This is a genomic window from Microbacterium sp. IEGM 1404, assembly GCF_030056775.1.
In the GTDB taxonomy this organism is placed as follows: Bacteria; Actinomycetota; Actinomycetes; order Actinomycetales; family Microbacteriaceae; genus Microbacterium.
On record NZ_JASHKP010000002.1, the window covers coordinates 278,973 to 300,938 of the forward strand.

The 21,966-nt window shown below is 71.1% G+C and carries 18 protein-coding genes and 2 tRNA genes; 10 read left to right on the forward strand and 10 right to left on the reverse strand.

Annotated elements, in window-relative coordinates; translation table 11 throughout:
• Nucleotides 1–244: 244 nt before the first annotated feature.
• From QM517_RS07055 to QM517_RS07065, 3 genes are all read left to right on the forward strand, one after another.
• Nucleotides 245–499, forward strand: coding sequence for a hypothetical protein (locus QM517_RS07055; RefSeq protein ID WP_283286188.1), 255 nt, complete (start codon nt 245–247; stop codon nt 497–499).
• A gap of 122 nt (nt 500–621) precedes the next feature.
• The gene (locus QM517_RS07060) at nt 622–1,110 is read left to right on the forward strand and encodes a hypothetical protein (protein ID WP_283286189.1); all 489 of its coding nucleotides are present in this window, start codon (nt 622–624) and stop codon (nt 1,108–1,110) included.
• A gap of 33 nt (nt 1,111–1,143) precedes the next feature.
• A complete protein-coding gene (locus QM517_RS07065) occupies nt 1,144–1,644 on the forward strand; it encodes a hypothetical protein (protein ID WP_283286190.1) in 501 nt (166 codons plus the stop codon).
• A 415-nt stretch (nt 1,645–2,059) separates the two neighbouring features.
• Here the strand turns inward: QM517_RS07065 and QM517_RS07070 are convergent.
• The 4 genes from QM517_RS07070 to QM517_RS07085 all read right to left on the reverse strand — a co-directional run bounded on the left by QM517_RS07070 (nt 2,060) and on the right by QM517_RS07085 (nt 4,813).
• Nucleotides 2,060–2,133 (reverse strand) — tRNA-Met (locus tag QM517_RS07070).
• 30 nt (nt 2,134–2,163) lie between these two features.
• A tRNA-Thr gene (locus QM517_RS07075) sits at nt 2,164–2,235 on the reverse strand.
• Between the two features lie 55 nt (nt 2,236–2,290).
• Nucleotides 2,291–3,787, reverse strand: coding sequence for a M23 family metallopeptidase (locus tag QM517_RS07080; RefSeq protein WP_283286191.1), 1,497 nt, complete (start codon nt 3,785–3,787; stop codon nt 2,291–2,293).
• Nucleotides 3,788–4,015: 228 nt separating this feature from the next.
• Nucleotides 4,016–4,813 carry an inositol monophosphatase family protein gene (locus QM517_RS07085; protein WP_283286192.1) on the reverse strand — a complete coding sequence of 266 codons (798 nt, stop codon included), beginning with the start codon at nt 4,811–4,813 and terminating at the stop codon, nt 4,016–4,018.
• A 65-nt stretch (nt 4,814–4,878) separates the two neighbouring features.
• On the opposite strand from QM517_RS07085, the gene QM517_RS07090 reads away from it, so the two are divergent.
• Nucleotides 4,879–6,570, forward strand: coding sequence for a phytoene desaturase family protein (locus QM517_RS07090; RefSeq protein WP_283286194.1), 1,692 nt, complete (start codon nt 4,879–4,881; stop codon nt 6,568–6,570).
• 168 nt (nt 6,571–6,738) lie between these two features.
• Nucleotides 6,739–8,184 carry an HNH endonuclease gene (locus QM517_RS07095; protein ID WP_283286196.1) on the forward strand — a complete coding sequence of 482 codons (1,446 nt, stop codon included), beginning with the start codon at nt 6,739–6,741 and terminating at the stop codon, nt 8,182–8,184.
• A 478-nt stretch (nt 8,185–8,662) separates the two neighbouring features.
• Here QM517_RS07095 and pdxR read toward each other — a convergent pair whose 3' ends face one another.
• Nucleotides 8,663–10,207 carry a MocR-like pyridoxine biosynthesis transcription factor PdxR gene (pdxR, locus tag QM517_RS07100; RefSeq protein WP_283286198.1) on the reverse strand — a complete coding sequence of 515 codons (1,545 nt, stop codon included), beginning with the start codon at nt 10,205–10,207 and terminating at the stop codon, nt 8,663–8,665.
• A gap of 57 nt (nt 10,208–10,264) precedes the next feature.
• On the opposite strand from pdxR, the gene QM517_RS07105 reads away from it, so the two are divergent.
• Nucleotides 10,265–10,936 (forward strand): pyridoxamine 5'-phosphate oxidase family protein, encoded by a 672-nt coding sequence (locus tag QM517_RS07105; protein WP_283286199.1) that lies wholly within the window; start codon nt 10,265–10,267, stop codon nt 10,934–10,936.
• Here the strand turns inward: QM517_RS07105 and QM517_RS07110 are convergent.
• On the reverse strand, nt 10,906–14,340 hold the full coding sequence (locus tag QM517_RS07110; RefSeq protein WP_283286201.1) for a bifunctional proline dehydrogenase/L-glutamate gamma-semialdehyde dehydrogenase: 3,435 nt from the start codon (nt 14,338–14,340) through the stop codon (nt 10,906–10,908). The two genes, QM517_RS07105 and QM517_RS07110, sit on opposite strands and share 31 nt — an antisense overlap.
• A gap of 99 nt (nt 14,341–14,439) precedes the next feature.
• On the opposite strand from QM517_RS07110, the gene QM517_RS07115 reads away from it, so the two are divergent.
• On the forward strand, nt 14,440–15,354 hold the full coding sequence (locus tag QM517_RS07115) for a LysR family transcriptional regulator (RefSeq protein WP_283286204.1): 915 nt from the start codon (nt 14,440–14,442) through the stop codon (nt 15,352–15,354).
• Here QM517_RS07115 and QM517_RS07120 read toward each other — a convergent pair.
• Nucleotides 15,326–15,754 carry a MarR family transcriptional regulator gene (locus tag QM517_RS07120; RefSeq protein ID WP_283286206.1) on the reverse strand — a complete coding sequence of 143 codons (429 nt, stop codon included), beginning with the start codon at nt 15,752–15,754 and terminating at the stop codon, nt 15,326–15,328. The genes QM517_RS07115 and QM517_RS07120 overlap by 29 nt on opposite strands.
• 85 nt (nt 15,755–15,839) lie before the next feature.
• Between QM517_RS07120 and QM517_RS07125 the strand changes: the two genes are divergently transcribed.
• Nucleotides 15,840–16,217: a DUF7882 family protein gene (locus QM517_RS07125; RefSeq protein ID WP_278102511.1), complete on the forward strand. Its 378-nt coding sequence runs from the start codon at nt 15,840–15,842 to the stop codon at nt 16,215–16,217.
• Between the two features lie 81 nt (nt 16,218–16,298).
• The gene (locus QM517_RS07130; RefSeq protein WP_077052355.1) at nt 16,299–16,646 is read left to right on the forward strand and encodes a hypothetical protein; all 348 of its coding nucleotides are present in this window, start codon (nt 16,299–16,301) and stop codon (nt 16,644–16,646) included.
• An 18-nt stretch (nt 16,647–16,664) separates the two neighbouring features.
• Here the strand turns inward: QM517_RS07130 and QM517_RS07135 are convergent, their stop codons facing one another.
• Nucleotides 16,665–17,549: a helix-turn-helix domain-containing protein gene (locus tag QM517_RS07135; RefSeq protein ID WP_283286208.1), complete on the reverse strand. Its 885-nt coding sequence runs from the start codon at nt 17,547–17,549 to the stop codon at nt 16,665–16,667.
• Between QM517_RS07135 and QM517_RS07140 the strand changes: the two genes are divergently transcribed.
• Complete coding sequence (locus QM517_RS07140; protein WP_077052357.1) at nt 17,548–18,495, forward strand: phytanoyl-CoA dioxygenase family protein; 948 nt, start codon at nt 17,548–17,550, stop codon at nt 18,493–18,495. The genes QM517_RS07135 and QM517_RS07140 overlap by 2 nt on opposite strands.
• A gap of 54 nt (nt 18,496–18,549) precedes the next feature.
• Here the strand turns inward: QM517_RS07140 and QM517_RS07145 are convergent, their stop codons facing one another.
• Nucleotides 18,550–20,613 (reverse strand): alpha-galactosidase, encoded by a 2,064-nt coding sequence (locus QM517_RS07145; RefSeq protein ID WP_283286211.1) that lies wholly within the window; start codon nt 20,611–20,613, stop codon nt 18,550–18,552.
• Nucleotides 20,614–20,623: 10 nt separating this feature from the next.
• Complete coding sequence (locus QM517_RS07150; RefSeq protein WP_077052359.1) at nt 20,624–21,949, reverse strand: ABC transporter substrate-binding protein; 1,326 nt, start codon at nt 21,947–21,949, stop codon at nt 20,624–20,626.
• Nucleotides 21,950–21,966: the final 17 nt, after the last annotated feature.

Genomic DNA, 21,966 nt, shown 5'->3' on the forward strand with positions numbered 1-21,966 from the left:
GTCCCTTCTTGCTGTGCTCTGTGCCTCGAAACGAGAAGCAATGCAGTCTGTAGCCGCTTCCCGCAGCTGCGCACCACGCAGCGCTCACCGCGACGACCAACGAAAGAAGCGCCGGAGAAATCTCCCACGCTTCGCCTGTCGAACAGATGGACCTTCATCCGAACCGGGCGCAACGACACGGAGTCTCTGCGGCACCTATGGACTCTCCAAGACCGGCATCCTCCGCTTGCTCCGAGACGAAGGCATGACGGTGCGCCGCCGGCCGCTCACGGTCGACCAAGTCGAGGTCGCACGCACGCTGCATGAGCACGGCCATCCGATCGCCGCCATTGCCACCCACCTCGACACCAGCTACAACAACGTCCGGCAGCGACTCATCAAGGAGGGAGTCCAGCTACGCCCACCGTTGAATGGGGACCCGCCCACGCCCCTGGTATCCGAGTCAGGTCAGTACTGCAAGGCACTGGCGCTGAGAGAGCAACAGAGCGGTTCGGCTTAACCGGAGATCAGGAGGCGATTCGATCGCTCCTGAGAACTATCTCAAAATACCCAGTTTCCCTTTTGGCTGCGCCTGCACAAACATGGCCGGCGATGAAACGGAGTGCGAAGTGGGAGGGTGAGATGAACGTATACCGAAGCTTGACCATTGTCGGAGCCGTCCCGCTATTGATCGCGCTGGCGGCGTGCACACCACCAGCCCCGAGCCCATCCCCGACGCCTACTACCGCGACATCGACGACGCCCATCGGCACCGCCACCGACGGAGAACACTTCGCCAGCCAAGGCGAGAAGGTCGTGGCGCAGTATCCTCGCGCCGTCCCGGCCGGCAACTTCTCCGGGGACACGGACGAAACCGTCACCTTATCGGCCACCGATCTCAACGCTCCCGTCGAAGTTGTGCTTCTCCTGACCTGCACCGGCACGGACACCTACTCGATCACCGTCGAACAGGCGCACCCGAATACCGTCGGCGCTGCGTGCGGCACGGCGGGCACCTCTATCGCTGCCGTGCCACTCGACGACCCGTCACAGCCGACGACCCTGCACATCGACATCCCCGACGGAAGCGATTACTGGCTCACCACCTACTACACACGAAAGGACGGGTGAGAAATGAGCAAGGCAGGTCAACGATGGGCCAGGGTGACCGTGACCACGGTCCTTGCGGTTGCGATGACAGGGCTAGGTGTTAGCTCAGCGAACGCCTCCGACGTCACACCCAACTCTGAGTGCTCGGGAAGTGGGCCCGACATCGCCGTATCCAACGTGGCAACAACGTATGTGCCCGGAACCTTTCGAGCTTATGGTGACGGAGGAGCGACACTGACCATCTCGGCTGGGCAAACCAGCGAGGTGCACTCCGATGTCTCCACCTCCGGCAGTGTGAGCGTTGGATCGGTGATAGCACAGGCGTCGGTAACCGCGGGCGTAACCCTGGGCGAGTCGTATTCGGTAACCCAATCGGCATCCGGCAGCTACACCGTGCCCGACGGCCTCACGGGACAGTACATCGAACTGGGTGCGGCTGGCCGTTCCTTCACCTGGTCGGCGACGACGTACAACTCCGGCTGTGTGGTCACCGGCCAACAATCCGGATCGAGCGTCGCTCCGACGAACAGCCCGTACTTCTACAAGAGCTGGTAGCCAGGCGACAGTTATCTTCGGGGGTTGCCGGGGAGCACCGACTTCCCGGCAACCCCGGACCAATCCGTCTGTTATCGCCCCGTGCCGTATTCATCCACCTGTCGGGGATGACGGTAAGACGCGACCCCTACGCCCATTCGCGCCGCGAGCCGCACCTCGTCGAGCGACGGAGAGCCCCCGGGGGTCCATTCGTCTGGCAGGCGCATCAGGATGCCGCCAAAATTCTCACTGGCGAGCTCAAACGGTTCCCACAGGAGCTCGCTGACGCTCTCCGGAAGACCGCGCAGCCTCGAGACCAGGGACTCAAGCGAGAACATCTCATCGTCGCCAGGCACATTCATCGCAGCATCACCCTGAGCGTTGCCAACAGTAGAGACGCACGTGTTCGAGCAAGACAGCTGACCTGTCCGAGATGTAGCGGGAGCGGGGCTTGAACCCGCGACCTCACGATTATGAGTCGTGCGCTCTCACCAACTGAGCTACCCCGCCGCGCGGCATCCCCGTGAAGGAGATGCTGTGAGCCCCGAGTCAGGATTGAACTGACGACCCCTTCCTTACCATGGAAGTGCTCTGCCACTGAGCTATCGGGGCGTACCCGGATCGCTCCGGGCAACTAGAAGAGAATATCAGAGCTTGGCGACCTCTTCTAATCGAGCGAGTGGCGGCCGGCGTTCGCGCGGAGCCAGACGATCGGGTCGATGGCGACCGTCCCGTTCATGAGGATCTCGAAGTGCGTGTGGGCGCCGAACGAGTGGCCGGTGTTGCCCGTGTGGCCGATGACCTGGCCGACGTGGACGGTGTCGCCGGCCTTGACCTGGAGCGAGCCGTACAGCATGTGCGCGTACCGGCTCGAGACGAGCTGGCCGTCGATCTTGTGATCGATGACGACCACGACGCCGTACCCGCCGCCGGCCTCGGTGGCCTCGCGGACCACGCCGTCGGCGATCGCCTGGATCGGAGCACCCTCGCCGGGGACGAAGTCGGCGCCCTCGTGCATGACGCCGTCGCGCATGCCGAAGCCGTAGGTGATGCCCACGCCCACCGCGAACGGCCACTGGATGGCCGCCGAGGTGTCGTTGACGTAGAAGTCGCTCGGGTTCTTGATGCCGGTGTCGGCCGCGACCTGCGCGTTGGTGGCCGCGGAGTACCCGTCGGCGCGGTCGACGATCGCGGACTGCGACTGCGCGGGCGCGACGTAGGCCTGGATCGATCCGCCGCCGACGTCTCCTCCTGCGACCGCGAGGTTCTGGGTCGCGACGTCCGCGGGAGCTGCGACGTTGGTCGTCCCGTTGGCGGAGGCGAGGGCACTGACGGGCATCGTCATCCCCACCGTGAGGAGACCGACGAGACCCATGACACCGACCGAGAAGGAAGCGGCGGCCACCCGACGGCCGTTGCGGCGGCGGGGCGCGGCACCCACGGGCAGTCCCTGGGTGACGGGGCGCGTGGCCTCGGCGACCGGTTCGGGCGCGGGACGCTGGACGGCGTTCTCGCCCGTGAACGAGAACAGCCGCGCCGCGGCCTCGAACTCGTCGGCGATCTCGTCCGCCGGGGCGGACGCGCGGGGCTCAGCGGCCGGTGCAGGCTCGGCGGCGGCGGCAGGCTCTTCCGCGGCGGGCGCCGGATCCGCGGCGGCCGGCTGCTCGACGGGCTCCGGCACGGCGACCGGCTCGGGAGCCTCGACGGCGGCGGGACGACGACGGCTGCGACGCGTCACCGGAAGGGTGATCGGCGACGTCGGGAGGGAGACCGGCGTGGTCGCCTCGGCCGCGTCGGCGCTCTGCAGGATGACCGCGACCCCGTCGTCGGAGCGGCGCTCGTCGACGACGGTCACCTCGAGGGCATCGGATGCCGAGGACTCGGATGCCACGACCTCGGTCGTCGCGATCGCTTCGGCCTCCGTCGCCTCGGGGGCGACGGAGCTCGCAGCGGCACGCGACGACCGCCGGCGCGGAGCGGGGAGGGTCGGCTGGATCGTGGCGGCGATCACCGTCTCGACGACGGCCGCGGCGACCTGCTCGACGATCTCGGGCTGCGACGCGTGGTCGGCGTCGACGGGCGCCGGGTCGAGCGCGACCGACTCGGGGGCGGAGTCTTCGACGATCGTCTCCGCCGTGCGGCGGCGGCGCTCGGCACGCGTCAACTCGGGGGCGACGGGCGTGGCGGAGGGGCGACTGGATCGCCGCGTTCGGGCGGGCTCAGTCTCGGGGGCTTCTGACGGCAACGCGCGGGGGCTCTCGGTTCATGTCGCAGGCGCGACGGCTTCGGGCTTTCGGGCTTCTGCCATTTCCGCAGGTTCGGGTCGCGAAAATAACGAACAGATAACTACCCTACCCCGGCCTCACTGGGAATGCCATGAAGGCGTCGGCTTTCACAGCTCCGGTTCGAGGATCCGCTCGAGCCGCTCGTAGAACCCGGGCCCCGCGGCGATGACCATGCCCTTCCCCGGGCGCCCGCCCGGCGCCCCTCCGACCATGCCGCCGGCCTCCTCGACGAGCAGCACGCCCGCGGCGTGATCCCACGGGTTGGTGCCCTTCTCGTAGTAGGCATCCATTCGTCCGGCGGCGACGGATGCCAGGTCGAGCGACGCGGCGCCGATGCGGCGGATGTCGCGCGCGATCGGCATGACGCGACCCAGGAGCTCGAGAGTCGGGGCGTGCGTGGCGGGGTCGTATCCGAACCCCGTGGCGACGAGGCCGCCGGCGGCTCCGACCTCGGCCGTGACCGAGAGACGGGTCTCGCCGAGCCACGCTCCCCCGCCGCGCGACGCCCGGAACATCTCGCCCGAGACGGGGTTGTAGACGACACCGGCGACCGCGCTCCACGTCGCCGTGTCGGCGGACCCCTCGACGGCGGCGATGCTGACGGCCCACGCCGGAATCCCGTAGGCGTAGTTCACGGTGCCGTCGATCGGGTCGACGACCCAGGTGATGCCGCTGCGGCTCTCCTGCGCGGCGGATTCCTCGCCGTAGAAGCCGTCCTCGGGGCGCTCGCGCGCCAGCTCGGCCCGCACGAACGCCTCGACCTCCTTGTCGGCGGCGGTGACGATGTCAGCCGCGACCGACTTCGTCGCGATCTCGAGGCCCTCGCGCCGCCGCTGCGCGGCCAGATCGCCGGCCTCCCGGGCGATGCGAGTGGCGATCTCGAGCAGGTCTGCGGCGCGGGTCATGGCATCCACGCTACTGGGATGCCACCCCTCTGGGCGATGTCGGCGCCCGTCGCTACCGTGGGCACATGAACCCCCCGGAGACCACTCGATACGACGTCGTCATCGTCGGCGGCGGGCACAACGCCCTCGTCGCCGCGGCCTACCTCGCCCGCGCGGGCCGCTCGGTGGTGGTCCTCGAGCGACAGGATGCCGTCGGCGGCGCCGCCGTGTCGGAACGCCCGTGGCCCGGCGTCGACGCACGCCTCTCCCGCTACTCGTATCTCGTCAGCCTGCTGCCGCGGAAGATCATCGATGATCTGGGCCTGCGCATCGAGCTGAAGCGCCGCCGGTACTCCTCCTACACGCCGGATCCCGCCGACCCGAGTCGTGGCATCCTGATCGACACCCAGGATGCCGAGGCGACCGCGGCGTCTTTCGCCCGGACGCTCGGCGATCCCGGCGAGGCGGAGCGCTTCGCGGCGTTCGGCGACCGGCTCGCTCCACTCGGGCGCGCGGTCTTCCCGACGATGACCGAACCGTTGCCCACGGCCGACGAGATGCGAGCGCGCCTCGGCGACGACGAGCTGTGGGAGGCGCTCACGCGACGCCCCCTCGGCGACCTGCTGCGGGCATCGTTCGAGAGCGACCTGGCGCGCGGGATCGCCCTGACCGACGGACTCATCGGGACGTTCGCGTCGTCCGACGACACGTCGCTCGCACAGAACCGGTGCTTCCTGTACCACGTCATCGGTGGAGAGACCGGGCACTGGGACGTCCCCGTGGGCGGCATGGGCGCGGTGACGGCCGAGCTCGAACGCGCGGCCCGCGAGGCGGGTGCCGAGATCCGCACGGGCGTGGAGGTGATCGCTGTGTCGCCGTCGGGTGAGGTGCACGCGGTCACCGACCGGTCCGAGGCGTTCGTCGGCGAGGTCGTGCTGAGCGGCGTGGGCCGTGCGGTGCTCGCGCGCCTCCTCACGGCGGGCGGCGCACCGACGACGACACCTCAGCCCGAGGGTGCGCAGATCAAGGTCAACATGCTCCTGTCGCGGCTGCCCCGGCTCAAGGACACGTCCGTCTCGCCCGAGGCCGCGTTCGCCGGAACGTTCCACGTCAACGAGACGATGACCCAGCTGGATGCCGCCTACGTCGCCGCCTCCGCCGGACTCGTGCCCGCGCCGCTCCCGGCCGAGATCTACTGCCACTCACTCACCGACCCGACGATCCTCGGCGACGACCTGCGGGCGAGCGGGGCGCAGACCCTGACGCTCTTCGGGCTCCAGGTTCCGCACCGACTCATCGAGGAGGAAGACCCCGTCGCCGCCGGCGCGCGACTGCTCGCCGCCGCGCAGCAGTCGCTGGACTCGGTGCTCGCCGAACCGCTGCGGGACTGCATCATGAAAGCCCCCGACGGGCGCCTGTGCATCGAGGCGCGCACGACGACCGATCTCGAGCGCTCGCTCGGGATGATCGGCGGCGACATCTTCCACGGCGGGTTGTCCTGGCCGTGGCTCGACGGCGACGGGGGTAGTGCCGGTACTGCGGGTGGCGGCGGGAGTGCGGGTGGTAGCGGGGCTGCGGGTGGTAGCGGGGCTGCGGGTGGTAGCGGGGCTGCGGAAGGCGGCGGGGATCAGCTGGGCGCTGCGGAACGGTGGGGCGTCGACACCGAGCACCGTCGCATCTTGATCTGCGGTTCATCGGCGCGACGCGGTGGTGCCGTGAGCGGCATCGGAGGGCAGAACGCGGCCATGGCGGCGCTGGAGATCCTGGGTCGGGGATAGGGGGCCGGAGCTTCTCGCGCCGCGGGGGCGTTGGGCCAGAACATCTCGCGCCGCGGGGCGGAGAGGGCGCGGCTTGTCGCGCCGAGGGCCTCGCACGAGCGGGTGATCTCGCGTTCTGCAGGGGTGAGATCCCGTGCTTTATTCGAACATTTGTTCTATCTTTGACTCATGCCCCCGATCCCCCTCCGCGAGACCTCGTCAGCCGACGATGACCGGTTGCGCATGCTCGTCGCGGCGATCCGCGAAGAGTCAATCCGGGCGGCCGGTGTCCATGCATCGCTCGTCAGGCTCCGGGCGGAAGCCCTCCAGATCGCGCTCGACGAGATCGCGCGGTCCCGCTCGCGAACCACGCGGGAAAGAGAGATGCCGGTCCGCTCGCTCGCGCTCGAGATCGCCGTCGCAACGCGGAGCCACGACCTCACGGTGCAGAGAGAGCTGTCCGACGCCCACACCCTCACCGAGAAGTTCGCCGCCACGGTGGATGCCCTCGAGGAAGGGCGCATCGGCGTGCGGCACGCGCAGGCCATCCTCGAGACGGGCATCGTGCTCGACGACGATGCGACGCGCGCCGGGTGGGAGCAGGTCGTTCTCGCAAGGGCGGAGCGCGACTCCCCCGGCCGCGTGCGGGCGTTCGGACGCGAGCTCGCCGAGAGCGTTCACCCGGTCGGCATGACCGTGAGACACGCGCGCGCCGCCGTGACGCGCGGCGTGAGCGTCCGCGATCTCGCCGACGGCATGGCCGAACTGAGCGTGATCCTCCCCGCGACGGTGGCGTACGGCATCCGCGATCGGCTGAGACGGCAGGCTGCGGCGATCCGCGCGGCGGCGGTCGAGGCGGAAGGAGACGGGACCGCGGCGGTCGAGGCTCCGACACCTCGGGTTCATGCACCCGACGCACCGGCACCTCGGATCCAGGCGCCGGAGGCGGCGGAAGGCCGGATCCGGACGCACGAGACGTCGGCAGGGGCGATCGGCCCGACCCCGAACGCCGGGCCGTCCGACACCCGCACCCTGGCGCAGATCGGCGCGGACGTCTGCGCCGATCTGCTGCTCACCGCGACCCCCGCGGTCGACCCGACCGACGACAGCGTCTGCCCGGGCGGGCTGGGCGCGATCCGCGGACACGTCCAGGTGACGGTGCCGGTGCTGACCCTCCTCGGGTGCACCGACGCCGGCGCGAGCATCGACGGACTCACGCCGATCGACCCCGACACCGCACGGCGGTTGGCCGCGCAGGCTCCGGGGTGGGATCGCGTCCTGTGCGACCCGGTCACGGGGTCGGTGCTCGAAGTCGACCGGTATGCGCCGACGACGTCGCAACGACGATTCCTCGCTGCCCGCGATCGGCACTGCCGAGCACCCGGATGCCGCGCGCCCATCGTCCGCTGCCAAATCGACCACAATCACGAGGCCCACGAGGGCGGTCCCACGCGCCTCGACAACCTGTGCCACCTCTGCGTGCGACATCACACGCTGAAGACCGAGACCGGATGGACCGTGACGCAGGAAAGCGATGGCACGCTGAGGTTCCGCAGCCCGCTCGGCCAGGAGCATCACGAGAGGGTCCCGTCCCGGGTGGTCTTCGTGCCGGATGCTGATCCCCCGCCGTTCTGACCCGTGCGGGGCACAGCTCCGGCCTCGCTCCGGCCCAGCCCCGCCGTTCTGACCCCAGTCGCTCACGGCTTCGGTCTGGCTCCGACCCAGCCCCACCGTTCTGACCCCCTGTCGCTCACGTTCCGGCCTGGCTCCGACTCAGCGCCGCCGTTCTGGCTCTGCCCCAGTCGCTCACGGCTTCGGCGTAGCCCCGGCCCGGCCCCACCGTTCTGACTCTGTCCGTGTCCCCTTCCCGTGATTCCGTTTCCCCGGTTCCGTTCCCGTGGTCATGTCCCGAGAAGGTCTGGACCGCGCGGTGGACCAGGCCGAGCCGGCCTGCCGCTCCCGACGTTCCCCTCCCGGGCTCAGCTCTCCGCTCTTCCGTTCCTGGCTGCCCCGTTCCCCGCAGCCCGTTCCCGCGGTTCCGATCTCCGCGTCGCTCCGCGTGGCCCTCTTTCCGCCCCACCCCGGTCGCCCCACCCCGCGAGCAGACCGAAGCTCAGGTACGGCCGGTGTGTCGCAACACGTCGGCCACGACGGCGAGACCACGCGCCAGTTGCGGGGTCGCCGGTTCGGCGTATCCGAGCACGATGCCCGAGGGAAGATCTGCGGAGGCGCCCGGGACGCCGTACTCCGACAGCCCCGAGACGAGCACACCCCGACCGGCGGCCGCGGCGACGACCTTCTCCTCGCGTTCCCGCTCCCGCGCCGGCTCCGACGCCCGCGCCGACCACGGCGCCGACTCCCGCGCCGGCTCCGACTCCGGCATGCGCGCGGCCGCCCGCGTCGAGGTAGCTGAACCGCCCGAATCATGCGCGCCGGACCCGCCGAACAGCACGACGGCGTGGAGCCCCCCGTTCATCGCCGCCAGCTCCACGCCCTCGACCGACTGCAACGCCTCCAGCACGAGGCGACGTCGGTGGCGGTAGTCCCGGCGTCGACGTGCGGTGTGCCGCGCGAGGGATCCCTCCGCGAGATACAGCGCCAGCGCGTGCTGGAGGACGCTGGAGACGGGCAGATCCAGGTCGGCGCGGGCCGCGCTCAGGCGGTCGCGGACGTCCCCCGCGGCGACGATCCACCCGCACCGCAGCGCCGGGCTGAGCAGTTTCGACACGGTGCCCACCAGGGCCACCCCGTGGGAATCGAGGAGCCGCAGCGGCGGCAGCGGCGCCCGACCGTGCGGGAACTCGCTGTCGTAGTCATCCTCGATCACCACCGTCCCGGTCCGACGCGCCCAGGCGATCAGACGGGCTCGCGCCGTGGCATCCATCCGGCTGCCGAGCGGGTAGTGGTGGTGGGGCGTCACGACGACGGCCTCCAGATCGCCATACTGTTCCACGACATCCAGGTCGAGACCGCCCTCGACGGTCACCGGAAGCGGAACCGCCTCGACGCCGACGCGGGCGAGGATCGTCCGCACCCGCGGATACCCGGGGTTCTCGACCCCGAACCGCCCCGGCCGCCGCCGCGGAAGCGCCAACGCCGCCAGCAGCAGGGCGTCGCTGGTGCCGGCTGTGACGATCACGTCGACCGGGTCGACCGCCAACCCCCGCGTGCGGCCGAGGTGTCGGGCGATCTCCGCGCGTAGCGCGGGCAATCCGTTCTCGTCGTCGACGTCCGCTTCCGGGTCGCGCGCGCTCGCACGCCGCCAGGCGGATCGCCACGCCGCATCGGCGAGGCCGCGCGTACCGGGCCGCCCGGGACGCAGATCAATCGCGACCGCGCCCGGCGAGCGGGGCGCGACCGGCGCACTCGCGGGCACCGCGGGACCGAGCGGCAGCGCCGCGACCGTCGTCCGCCCGCCCGGCTGAGCCACGAGATACCCCTCCCCGGCGAGGGTCTCGTACGCCGCGACGACGGTGCCGCGGGCGACGCCCAGGTCGTCGGCGAGGGCCCGCGTCGACGGCAGCGCCTCCCCCGGCACCCACCGGCCGTCGACGATCGCCCCCCGCAGTCCGTGCGTGAGCTGGACGTGCAACGGGACGGACGACGAACGATCCAGGATGCCGGACGAGATCATCGCCCCAGCCTGGCACTGGTCCATGCGAAAACGCGAGAACCGGCCTAGGCGATGGACCGCTTGAGCGACTGAGATCGACGCATGACCGATCTCCCCCTCACTCCGCTCACGCGGGTGCGCCGCCTGCCGCAGTATCAGACGACCGACCGGGCGGCGCTGTACGAGATCCTCGACGGATCCCTCGCGGCCACCCTCGCGATCGTGCGCGACAACCGTCCGGTCGCCCTCCCCGTCGGCATCGGGCGCGACGGCGACGACGTGCTGATCCACGGGTCCACGGGGAGCGACTTCTTCCGCCGGATCGCCGCGGGGGCGCCCGTGTGCCTCACCGTGACCCACCTTCTGGGACTGAAGTACGCCCGCTCGCTGTTCGACAGCTCGATGCGGTACCGGTGCGCGGTCGTGCACGGGGTGGCATCCGTCGTCCCCGCCGAGGAGAAGGAGGACGCGCTGCTGGCACTGTCGGAGCACCTCATGCCGGGGCGCGCCGCCGAGGTCCGGCCCATGACCGCGCGCGAGCTCGCGGCGACGCTCGTGCTGCGCCTGCCCCTGGCCGAGGCCAGTGTGAAGGACAACGCCGACTCGGCGGTCGAAGAGGACGACGACGGCGAGGACCGCGCGGTCTGGGCGGGCGAACTCCCGCTGCGCACGGTCGCCGGCGACCCGGTCACGTCACCGCAGACGGAGGCGGGGACACCGGTCCCCGCCTCCATCCGGCGGAGTCAGCTGGTCGCGAGCGGCGGCACGGTGTAACGACGGGGCGTCCCGAAGCGGTGCGCGGTGATCGACACGGCCTGCTCCCGAAGGAACGGCAGCAGCTCCACTTCTCCGGCTCGCGTCGGTTCTCCCGCGTACAGCGCCACGGCGGGCGACCCGGCCGTGTCCTCGGCGAAACGCTCCGCCGAGCCGCCGAGCAGCCGCACCCGACCCCCGGCGCGCGCGAGCCGTGCCGCGCGCCGCCCCCACGCCGTGGCGTCCTCGATCTCGTACGCGACGCCCGCCCCCTCGAGCCACGCCCGCACCGCGGCGGTCAGCTCACGACCGGCGCTGACCGTGACCGCGGAGCCGGCCCGCACGCCGGCTGCGACGACGCGCACCAGGGCGACGTCCGCGGCATCCTCGAGCCGCACCATGACGGGCACCGTGCCGTAGCGCAGGACGTTCTGCTCGGACTCCAGGCCCGTGACGTCCCGAGCAACGGAGAACTCCGACGCCCACGCGGCCGCATCGGAGGCCAGGGCGGATGCCAGCCACTCACGGTCCTCCGCGGGCACCGCCGCCGAGGCAGCACCCGCGAGGGCGTCCGCACCTCGCGGCGCGCGGGACTCGGCATCCGTCCACGACCCGAACCCGAACAGGTAGTGCGGACCGCCGGCCTTGGTCCCGGCGCCCACCGCGGACTTCTTCCACCCGCCGAACGGCTGGCGCTGCACGATGGCGCCCGTGGTGCCGCGGTTGACGTAGACGTTGCCGGCCTCGATACGCGAGAGCCACCGCTCGATCTCGGCCTCGTCGAGAGCGTGGAGTCCCGAGGTCAGGCCGTACTCGATGGCGTTGACGATCTCGATGGCCTCGTCGAGGGTCTCGGCCGTCATGATGCCCAGCACCGGACCGAAGTACTCGGTGCGATGGAACTCGCTCCCCGGCCGCACTCCCTCCCGGATGCCGGGGCGCCACAGTCGCCCGTCCTCGTCGAGGCGGCGCGGTTCGACGAGCCAACGCTGTCCGGGCTCGAGGGTGGTGAGGGCCCGGAGCAACTTGCCCTGCGCGGGCTCGATGAGCGGTCCGACGCGCGCGGCGTCGTCCCACGGCATCCCGACCTCGAGGGAGGTGACGGCGTCGACGAGCTGGTCGCGGAAGCGACGCGACGTCGCAACCGACCCGACGAGCACGACGAGGGATGCCGCGGAGCACTTCTGACCGGCGTGACCGAACGCCGACAGGGCCACGTCCTTCGCGGCGAGGTCGAGGTCGGCGCTCGGTGTCACGATGACCGCGTTCTTGCCGCTCGTCTCGGCCAGCAGCGGCAGGTCGGGACGGAAGGAGCGGAACAGCTCGGCGGTCTCGTACGCCCCCGTGAGCACGACGCGCTCCACGGCCGGGTGCGTGAGCAGCTGTCGGCCGAGGTCGTTCTCGGACACCTGCACGAGCGTCAGGACGTCGCGCGGCACACCGGCCTCCCACAGCGCCTCCACCATCACCGCGCCGGAGCGCTCAGCGAGCGCCGCGGGCTTGATGACCACGGACGACCCGGCGGCGAGCGCGGCGAGGGTCGACCCGGCGGGAATCGCGACGGGGAAGTTCCACGGGGGCGTGACTACGGTGAGCGCCACGGGCGTGAACCGGGCACCGTCGACGTGCTCGAGGTGCCGCGCCTGCTCGGCGTAGTAGTGGGCGAAGTCGATGGCCTCCGACACCTCGGGGTCGCTCTGCTCGACGACCTTGCCGCACTCGGCGCCCATCACCTCGATGAGGTCGGCGCGGCGCGCTTCGAGCATGTCGCCCGCACGGTGCAGGATCTCGGCACGCGCGTCGGCCCCGAGGCCGCGCCACGCGACGGCGGCGGCCGCCGCCGCGCGGATCCGATCGTCGAGCACGGACTCCTCGGTCACCGTGTGCGCGGCGATGGTGTCGATGCCGAGCCGGGACGACGGCATGCGCGACACGATCCCCTCGGCCCACGCGCGGTTCGCGGCGATCGCGGGGTCCGAGTCGGGGGTGTTGCGGAACCCGTCCCGCGGCGCCGGCGCGGGCACCCCCGTGCGGTCCTGCACCCTGTGCGACGCGGGAACACCCACGGGCATGTCAGCCAGCGACGCGAGGAAGCGGTCGCGTTCGCGGGCGAACAGCGCCTCGTGCGTGCCGAGGTCGAACACGGCCGACATGAAGTTCTCGCTCGACGCCCCCTCCTCGAGCCGCCGGATCAGGTACGCGATCGCGACGTCGAACTCCTGCGGGTGCACCACCGGCGTGTAGAGGAGGATCGAGCCGACGGTGCGACGCACCACCGCCTGCTGCGCGGTCGCCATACCGAGCAGCATCTCCACGTCGATGCCGCCGGTGACCCCGCGGCGCTCGGCCAGCAGCCACGCCAGCGCCACGTCGAAAAGGTTGTGCCCGGCGACGCCGATCCGCACGTGCGCGGTGTGCTCGGGGCGCAGGGCGTAATCGAGCACCGCCTTGTAGGAGGCATCCGTCGCCTGCTTGGACGGCCAGGTCGCGAGCGGCCAGTCGTGCACGTCGGCGTCGACGCGCTCCATCGGCAGGTTCGCGCCCTTGACGACGCGGACCTTGATCGGCGCACCCCCGGATGCCACCCGCGCGGCGGCCCATTCCTGCAGGCGGATCATCGCGGCCAGGGCGTCCGGCAGGTACGCCTGCAGAACTATCCCCGCCTCGACGCCGTGGAACTCGGGCTCGCCGAGCAGCGTCTCGAAGACGGCGAGGGTCAGGTCGAGGTCCTTGAACTCCTCCATGTCGAGGTTGAGGAAGGTGCCGGTCGCCTTCGCCACGCGGTAGAGCGGGCGCAGCGCCGTCACCGCGTCGGCAACGGCGGCGTCGAACGCCCACGGCGTGTGCGGGGCGACGGTCGAGGAGACCTTGATCGAGACGTAGTCGACGTCGTCGCGCGCGAGCAGGCGGCGGGTGCCCTCCAGCCGCCGCGCGGCCTCCTTCTTGCCGAGGATCGCCTCGCCCAGCAGGTTCACGTTGAGCCGGATACCTTCGCCGCGGCCTCGGATCGCGGCGATGGCGTCGCCGAGTCGGCGGTCGCTCGCGTCCACGATGAGGTGGCGCACCATCGACCGCAGCGCCGTCCGCGCGGCGGGGACCACGACCCGCGGCAGCATCGGTGCGGTCAGCGCACCGAGGCGGATCGCGGCCTTGAGGTGCAGCGGAAGGAACGACGGCACCAGCGGCGCGAGCCCCGCGAGGTTGGCCGCCGCGACACGGAGGTCCTCGGGCCGCACGACCCCGTCGACGAAGCCCACGGTGAAGGCGAGACCGTTCGGGTCGCGCAGCACGCCGGCCAACCGCGTGGCCGCCGCGTCGACCGGTTCGGAGCGACTCTCGGCCAGCCAGCGGCGGACGAGGGCGACGGCGTCGTCGGCCAGGTCGGCCGGGGCGATCTCCGCCGGGGTGACATCGGTGAGCGACATGGGGATCCTTCCTCGGATGCCCTCAGTGTGCGACCGTTCACGATTCGGGAAAAGCGATGATTTACGAACGATATTCTTCGATCAGAGCGAAAGGATGCCATGTTCGATCTGCGCCGCCTCCGGCTGCTGCACGAGCTCTCGATGCGGGGCACGCTCTCCGCCGTCGCCGATGCCCTGTCGTTCAGCCCCTCCACGATCTCGCAGCAGCTCGCCCAGCTCGAACGCGAGGCGGGTGTCCCTCTCCTCGAACCCGATGGTCGGCGCGTCCGCCTCACCGCGCAGGGCGAGGCCCTCGCCGCGCACGCGGCCCGCATGCTCGCCGCCGACGAGGCCGCGCGCGCCGAACTCGAGCTGCTCCAGCCCTCGCTCGCCCCCGTCCGCCTGGCCGTGATGCAGTCCGCCGCGCACGGACTGGTCCCTCGAGCCCTGGACGTCCTGTCCAAGACCGAACCCCGTCTGCGTGTCGAGATCGCCGAACTCGCCCCCGAGGAGGGGCTGTTCGAAGTCGCCGCCCGCGGGTTCGACCTGGCCGTGGCGGAGCAGTACCCCGGCCACACGCGGGAGCAGCGCGCCCTTCTGGAACGCCGGACGCTGGGGCGGGATGCCATCCGCCTCGCCGTCGCGCACGACGATCCGGCCACCTCGCTCGCCGACCTGCGCGACCGGGTGTGGGTGATGGAACCCGAGGGGACCGCCGCCCGTCAGTGGGCGACGCAGCAGTGCCGGGCCGCCGGGTTCGAGCCCGACGTCCGGTTCGCGCTCGCCGACCTCACCGCGCATGTGCGGCTCGTGGCATCCGGGCACGCGGTGGGCATGATCCCCGCGCTCGTCTTCGGCGGGGACGAGCCCGCCACGCGGTCGATCGACCTTCCCGAGCGGCCGCGGCGCGAGATCTTCACCGCCGTGCGCCGTGGAACGGCGGATCGCCCCGGCATCCGCGCGGTGCGCGCAGCCCTGGAGGATGCGTTCGCCCGCGTCCCCGGGATCAGCGCGGGGCGAGGACCGACCGGGTGATCCGACCGAGCATCTCCGCGAAGGCCGTCGACTGGGCGACCGGTTCCCCGTCGACGGCGGCGTCGAGATCACGGGCGAAGCGGTCGAGCTGCGACCAGGGCAGGGCGTCGAGGTCGACCTCGAGGTGAATGTGATTGACGCGCCGGTCCTCGGTGTCGAGCTCGCGGCGCAGGAGTCCGCGCTCGACGAGGCGGTCGACGAGTGTCGTGACCCCGGCCGAGGTGACCCCGAGGTGGTCGCGCAGTTCGGAGGGGCGGATGCCGGGCCGCTCGCGGATCCGCAGCAGGGCACGCACCTCGGTGTCACTGAGCCGCAGTTCGGCGCGCGTGGCCGCCTCGGCGGAGCGCCGCGCCTCGACGTAGGCGTCGAGGGCCGTGGACAGTGCGGGGCGCAGGGACATGGCATCCACCCTAGCCAGACCTGGTTAAACCTGTGAGTATTTCATATAGTTATTTAACTCGGTTAAATAGTGCTACGGTCGCGACATGGCCCGCCTCTACTACGGCACCGACCTCTCGCCGGTGACCTTCCCCGACCGTCTCATGGCCTACGTCAAGGTGATCACCTCCACCAAGCTCCGTCGCAACGAGTCCTTCACCCTCACCTGGACCGGCGACCCCGAGAATCCCGGACGCTCCGCCATCTGGCTGCATCCGTCCATCCCGATGCGCTTCGTGTTCGACTCCGCCGATGCCGAGCAGCTCGTCGGCGACTACCTCCGCGCACTGGCCGACCAGGCGAACGCCTCCGCCGGGCTCGTCATCGACCTGCGGACGTGGCAGGACGACGAGAGTTCCCTCCCGCGGACTCCCGCTCAACACGTCGCCCCCCGCCGCCCGGCGAGGCCGGTGCGCGCGGCCTGAACCGGTAGCACACGACCCATCTCGCCGCACGACCCGCCATAATGGCTCGAGCGCATTCCCGCGCCCGAGACGGAGTGTGCTGTGCCCGTACGTGATCTGCTCGACATCCAGCTGCTCGGGCAGTGGCTCGAAGAGTTCCGCGGCCTGGGGTATCTGACCGGCAGCGACATGCGGGTCCTCGAGCAGGAGGACGACACCGAGGTGACCCGGGGACTCATCGTCGTCGACCTCACCGAAGCCGCCACCATCACCTACCTCCAGCCCATCGCCGGGAGCGACGGCCGGTGGAAGGCGACGATGGAGGCGCGCGACACGACGATCGAGCTCACCGCCGTGGGGATCGTGAACCTCGGGAACGAGCTCAACGTGCTCGGCGCGCTGGTCTCGTTCCTCGAGACGAAGTCGCGGGCGCTGCTCGCCGCCTGCTGAGCGTCCGTCGACGACCCGTCACCCGGCGTGGCGGCGACGGTAGGCGGCCGGCGCCTCGCCCGTGTGATCGCGGAATCGCGCGTAGAACTGGCTGAGCGAGCCGAACCCCGCGGATGCCGCGATGTCAGGGATCGCGTCATCCGTCGTCAAGAGCAGCTCGCGCGCCCGCGCGATCCGGCACTGCGCGAGATACTCGCCGATCGTGACGCCCAGCGCGTGACGGAACACCGTCATCGCGTGGTTCGGGTGCAGGTGCACGTGCGCGGCGACCGCGGCGACGGTGACGTCCTCGGCGGCATGCCGGGCGATCCAGGCCGCCATGTCGGCCACGTCGGCCCGGAGGCCTCCCCCGACCTTCTCGACCGGCCCCTCCGCGGCTGTCGCGAACGCCGCGCGCAGCACGAAGGCCTGCACCTCCGTCACCGCCGCGCGGTGCAGCGGGTGCGTCGGGTCGAGTTCGGCGCTCCAGGACCCGGCCCGCTCGGCCAGGGCCAACGGGCCCACGGCCTCCGGCGCGACCGCGACGTCGCCGGCGAACATGCGCGTCAAGAACTCCCCCGGGAGACGCCACCCCCGCGCCTGCGCGAGCGGCACCGTCAGCCACGCCAGTTCGCTCCCCCCGGAATCGCGCACGAGCTGGTGCGGCCGCGCCGCCCAGAACACCGCGAGCGCCCCGGCCGGGATAACCACCTGCCGCCCGTCGACGAGGTACTCCAGCTCCACCGGGGCGCAGTTGAACTCCAGATCGTCGTGCGTGTGGGCCACCGACATCCGGGGGACGGCCCCGCGCCAGCACGCGAGGTCGAACGACGAGATCGTGGCATCCATGCTCCGAGTATCCCGGAAGAACGTCCGGGCGAGCGCGAGGAAATCGCCTTTCGTCCGGCCGTACCGTGAGGTCATGAGCACCCTCACTTCGACGCCGACGTCGGTGTCCACCGCCCCGTACCACCTGACCCCCGAGCAGATCGCGCACTTCGACGCGCACGGCTACGTCGTCCTGCCCGGCCGCATCCCCGCCGATCTGCTGGCCCGCCTGCAGGACGCCGCCGACGAGTGGATCGCCACCGGACGCGCACTCGGTCCCGACAGCCCGGACGGCCCCGACTACCAGTGGGCCACCCGCGGCGGCGCCCGGCGCATGTTCCGCGTCGACTACCTCCACGGCAAGGGCTCGGCCGCCTCGCTCGAACTCCTCGGATCGCCCGCGGTCCTCGGAATCGCCGAGAGCCTCGCCGGCCCCGACCTCGTCCCCACCTACGAGTCCCTCGTCTTCAAGGACACCGGCGACGGCGCCGCGATCGACTGGCACCAGGATGCCGTGCACCCCCGCACGCACCGCATCTTCAACGTCGACGTCTACCTCGACGCCTCCAAGGCCGGCGAGGGCGCCCTTCGCGTCGCCCCCGGCTCGCACCTCGCGCCCGTGGACGTGTGCCAGCTGCAGGACGAGTACGGCTGGGACGCGCCCGGTGTGGTGCAGGTCGAGCTCGAGCCCGGCGACGTGCTCGTCCACGACGTGATGGTGGTGCACGGATCCGAAGCCGTGACCGGAAACCGGCTCCGCCGCACGATCTACTACGAATTCCGCGCGGCCGAGCAGATCCAGGCCGAGGGACCGTGGGATGCCGAGTGGGTCGACCGCCGCATGCGCCTGCTGCCGCTCGGGCTCGAGGCGCACGCCCGTCGCTTCCCCGCGCAGGAGCAGTTCCGGTGGAACGCCTCCCCGCAGCTGCGGCCCGAGATGTCCGGCGACGCGGACGCGGAGCTGCGGATCGCGCATCTCGTCCACTCCCCCGGCTCGTACTGCAGCGCCGGGAGCGTGCCCTTCACACCCGACGAGGACTGAACCAGAGACGGGAAAGCCCCGCCCCTTTCGGGGGCGGGGCTTCTCCCTGTCCGCTCAGTCGGCCGTGACGTGGATCAGCAGTGCCTCCCCGGGCGCCAGCAGCGGCGCGGCGAGCACGCCCTCGGCGAGCACCGAACCCGGCAACACGGTGCCACCGGCCACGAGCCAGGCGGGGTCGGCATCCTGGATCGTGCGTACCGGCGCACCGACGTCGAGCACCCGCACGCGATACCGACGCTGCGGATCGAGGCCCGGCAGCACGATCGGCGAGGGCAACGCCGCGTCGAACCGGTCGAGCGCGACGTAGGCGAACAGCCCCTCGCCGCGATCGGGAGCGACGACACCGTGCTGGAGCAGCGCCGGGTCGGCGTCGTCGACCCGCACCGTCGTTCCGCCGTGCAGCAGCGCCCGATGGGTGCGGTACAGCGCCGTCCAGCCTGCGAGCGCCGCGAGCTGCGCGTCGTCGAGGCGCGAGATGTCGGACTCGATCCCCGCGTGGAGGAACAGCGCCGTCGTCATGCGGAAGGCGAGCGACGCCGTCCGCCCCGTCGTGTGCGCGCGCTCGTCGCCCACGTGCGAGCCGAGGAACTCCGGCGGGATCAGGATGCCGGTCCACCGCTGGATGCGCTGACGGGCGAGCGGATCGTTGGTGTCGCTCGTCCAGAACCGGTCGACGCGACGCAGGATGCCGAGGTCGATCCGGGCGCCGCCGGACGCGCACGACTCGATCTCCACGCCCGGGTGCGCCGCGCGCAGGGCGTCCAGGAGCCGGTAGAGCGCCCGCACCTGACCCCCGGTGTGCGGGACGAGCAGGTCGCGGTTGTGGTCCCACTTCAGCGCCGCGATCGGGTACTCGGTGAGCAGCGCGTCGAGGCGGTCGAAGATGTGCTGCCAGGCGTCGGGGTGCTCGAGGTCGAGCACGTGCTGGAACCGCCACGACACGGCATCCGCCGGTGTCAGCATCCACTCCGGGTGTGCACGGGCGAGGTCGGAGTCGGCGCTGACCATCTCGGGTTCGACCCACAGCCCGAATTCGAGACCGTCGCCGTTCACGCGAGAGATGAGCGGACCGAGACCGTCGGGCCACACCCGCTCGTCGACGGTCCAGTCGCCGAGCGCACGGCGGTCGTCGGTGCGGCCGTGGAACCATCCGTCGTCGAGGACCAGTCGCTCCGCGCCGACCCGCGCGGCCGCGTCGACGAGGGGCGTGAGACGTTCGAGGGACTGGTCGAAGTAGACCGCCTCCCACGTGTTGAGGGTCACGGGGCGCGGACCCCGCGGGGTCGCCCACGACCGCACCCACGGGTGCAGGCGGGAGGAGAGACCGTCGAGGCCGGCATCGGACCACGTCGCGACCACGGTCGGAGCCTCATGGGTCTCGCCGGGGGCCAGGACGAGCCCGTCGAGACGTTCGCCGGCTCCGACGACCGACAGACCCATGTCGCCGCGCTCGAACCAGACGGAGCGGTCACCGCTCCACGCGACGTGGGTGGCCCACACCTCGCCGTGGCGGAACCCGAACCCGGGCGTGCCGACGGTGAACAGGAACGGGTCGTCGTGACCGCCGCGACCGTGTCGGGTGTCGCGGGCCCAGACGCCGTGGCCGGGCCGCGAGCGCTGCGGCTCGCGTTCCCCCGCCCACCGGCCGGTGAAATCGAGGATCTCGCGTGCGCGGGTGGGAACGGGCAGGAGGGCGGCGAGCTCGCGCACCTCGATGGCATCCGTCCCCGTGTTGGTGAGCTGCCGGTCGACGAGGAGCACGCCCTGGGGGGTGAGCGTATGCCGCAGTTCGATGCGCGCGTCGCCGAGCGCGATGGTCGTGACCAGCGCATCACCGTCGCGCACGGTGTCGACGTGGTCGAGCACCGGGCTGGACGGGGAGATCTCGACGGCGGGACGCCCGGTCCATCCGTCGGTGAGCAGGGGGACGACGCCGACCCGGAACGGGCGGTCGATCGAACTCGGGGCGACCGCGGGGGCGGTCGCGTCGGCCAGGGCGGTGAGGGCGGCGGCGTCGAGGTGACCGAGGGCGCGCCCCCAGTGAACCACGACCGGTGCCGCCGTGCCGCGGGCGTCGAGGATGAAGTCGACGCCCGCGGCGCGGAGGTGATGGATCATGCGATGGAGGTTACTTCGCGACCGGGATGGACTGCGCCTCGAGGGTCGCGATCGTCTTGTCCTGAGCGGATGCCAGAGCCTCGGTGAGCGTGCCCGAGCCGGCGACGGCCGACTTGAAGCCGTCCGACACGTCGGCGTAGACCTGCGTCATCGTCGGACCCCACACGAAGTTCGGGTCGACCTCGCCGGACGCCTTGGCGAAGACGTCGTAGATCTTCTGGTCGCCGTAGAAGGGCACGCCGTCCTGCAGGGAGGGGAGCGTCAGCCCGTCCTTGGTCGCGGGGTAGATCGCCGCCGTCTTGTTCAGCGACGTCAGCGCCTCCTCCGACGTGTTCAGCCACAGCGCGAACTTCGCCGCCTCGTAGAGGTGCTTCGTCGACTTGAAGACCGCGATCGAGGAGCCGCCCCAGTTGCCGGCGGCCGACTGGCCCGACGCCCACTGGGGGCTCTCGGCGACCGCCCACTTGCCCGACGTGTCGGGAGCACCGCTGGAGATGGAGTTGGCGCCCCAGACCGCGGAGTTCCACGACCACACCTGGCCGGTGTTGTAGGCGTTGTTCCACTCGTCGGTCCACGCGGGGTACGACGAGACGAGGTCGTCGTCGATCAGGCCCTGCCAGTAGTCGGCGACCTTCGTCGAGGCGTCGCTGGTGAGGTCGACCTTCCAGGCGTCGCCGTCGTTGGAGAACCACTGACCGCCCGCCTGCCACACGAAACCGGCGAACTGGTTGATATCGCTCTGCGAGAAGTTGGTGATGTAGCCGCCGAGCGCACGGATCTTCACGGCCGCCTCGCGGTACTCGTCCCACGTCGTGGGGATCGCGATGCCGTTCTGCTCGAACAGGTCCTTGCGGTAGAACAGCGCCATGGGGCCGGCATCCTGCGGCACGCCGTAGACCTCGTTCTCGGTGCCGAGCGTGACCTGCTTCCAGGTCCAGTCGACGAACTGGTCCTTGGCCGCGACGACGTCCTCGCACGCGCCGAGGTTCGCGAGGCCGTCCTGCACGCGGAAGTTCGGCAGCGCGTCGTACTCGATCTGCCCGAGGTCGGGGGCGTTCCCCGCCTGGAGCTGGTTGAAGAAGTTCTGGTACGTGCCGGCGTTGCCCGAGGGGCCCGTCTGCACCTCGACCTTGATGTCGGGGTTCTGCTCGTTCCAGATCGCGACGGCATCCTCGATGCCGGGGATCCACGACGTGAACGTGAGCGTCACGTTCTCGCCGGCGGGGGCGCACGACGCCGCGTCGGTGCTGCCGGTGCTCGACGACGAGCATCCCGCCATGACCAGGGCGCCCGCGGCGAGCAGGGCGACGCTGACCGCTCTCTTCTTGTGCTGCATGATTCCTTCTCTCGGTT

Coding starts and splice junctions, on each gene's coding strand:
- QM517_RS07060 (WP_283286189.1), top strand. CDS start 622: ATGAACGTATACCGAAGCTTGACCATTGTCGGAGCCGTCCCGCTATTG.
- QM517_RS07115 (WP_283286204.1), top strand. CDS start 14,440: ATGTTCGATCTGCGCCGCCTCCGGCTGCTGCACGAGCTCTCGATGCGG.
- QM517_RS07090 (WP_283286194.1), top strand. CDS start 4,879: ATGAACCCCCCGGAGACCACTCGATACGACGTCGTCATCGTCGGCGGC.
- QM517_RS07135 (WP_283286208.1), bottom strand. CDS start 17,549: ATGACCTCACGGTACGGCCGGACGAAAGGCGATTTCCTCGCGCTCGCC.
- QM517_RS07120 (WP_283286206.1), bottom strand. CDS start 15,754: ATGTCCCTGCGCCCCGCACTGTCCACGGCCCTCGACGCCTACGTCGAG.
- QM517_RS07145 (WP_283286211.1), bottom strand. CDS start 20,613: ATGATCCATCACCTCCGCGCCGCGGGCGTCGACTTCATCCTCGACGCC.
- QM517_RS07110 (WP_283286201.1), bottom strand. CDS start 14,340: ATGTCGCTCACCGATGTCACCCCGGCGGAGATCGCCCCGGCCGACCTG.
- QM517_RS07105 (WP_283286199.1), top strand. CDS start 10,265: ATGACCGATCTCCCCCTCACTCCGCTCACGCGGGTGCGCCGCCTGCCG.
- QM517_RS07095 (WP_283286196.1), top strand. CDS start 6,739: ATGCCCCCGATCCCCCTCCGCGAGACCTCGTCAGCCGACGATGACCGG.
- QM517_RS07055 (WP_283286188.1), top strand. CDS start 245: ATGACGGTGCGCCGCCGGCCGCTCACGGTCGACCAAGTCGAGGTCGCA.
- QM517_RS07150 (WP_077052359.1), bottom strand. CDS start 21,949: ATGCAGCACAAGAAGAGAGCGGTCAGCGTCGCCCTGCTCGCCGCGGGC.
- QM517_RS07085 (WP_283286192.1), bottom strand. CDS start 4,813: ATGACCCGCGCCGCAGACCTGCTCGAGATCGCCACTCGCATCGCCCGG.
- QM517_RS07125 (WP_278102511.1), top strand. CDS start 15,840: ATGGCCCGCCTCTACTACGGCACCGACCTCTCGCCGGTGACCTTCCCC.
- QM517_RS07140 (WP_077052357.1), top strand. CDS start 17,548: ATGAGCACCCTCACTTCGACGCCGACGTCGGTGTCCACCGCCCCGTAC.
- pdxR (WP_283286198.1), bottom strand. CDS start 10,207: ATGGACCAGTGCCAGGCTGGGGCGATGATCTCGTCCGGCATCCTGGAT.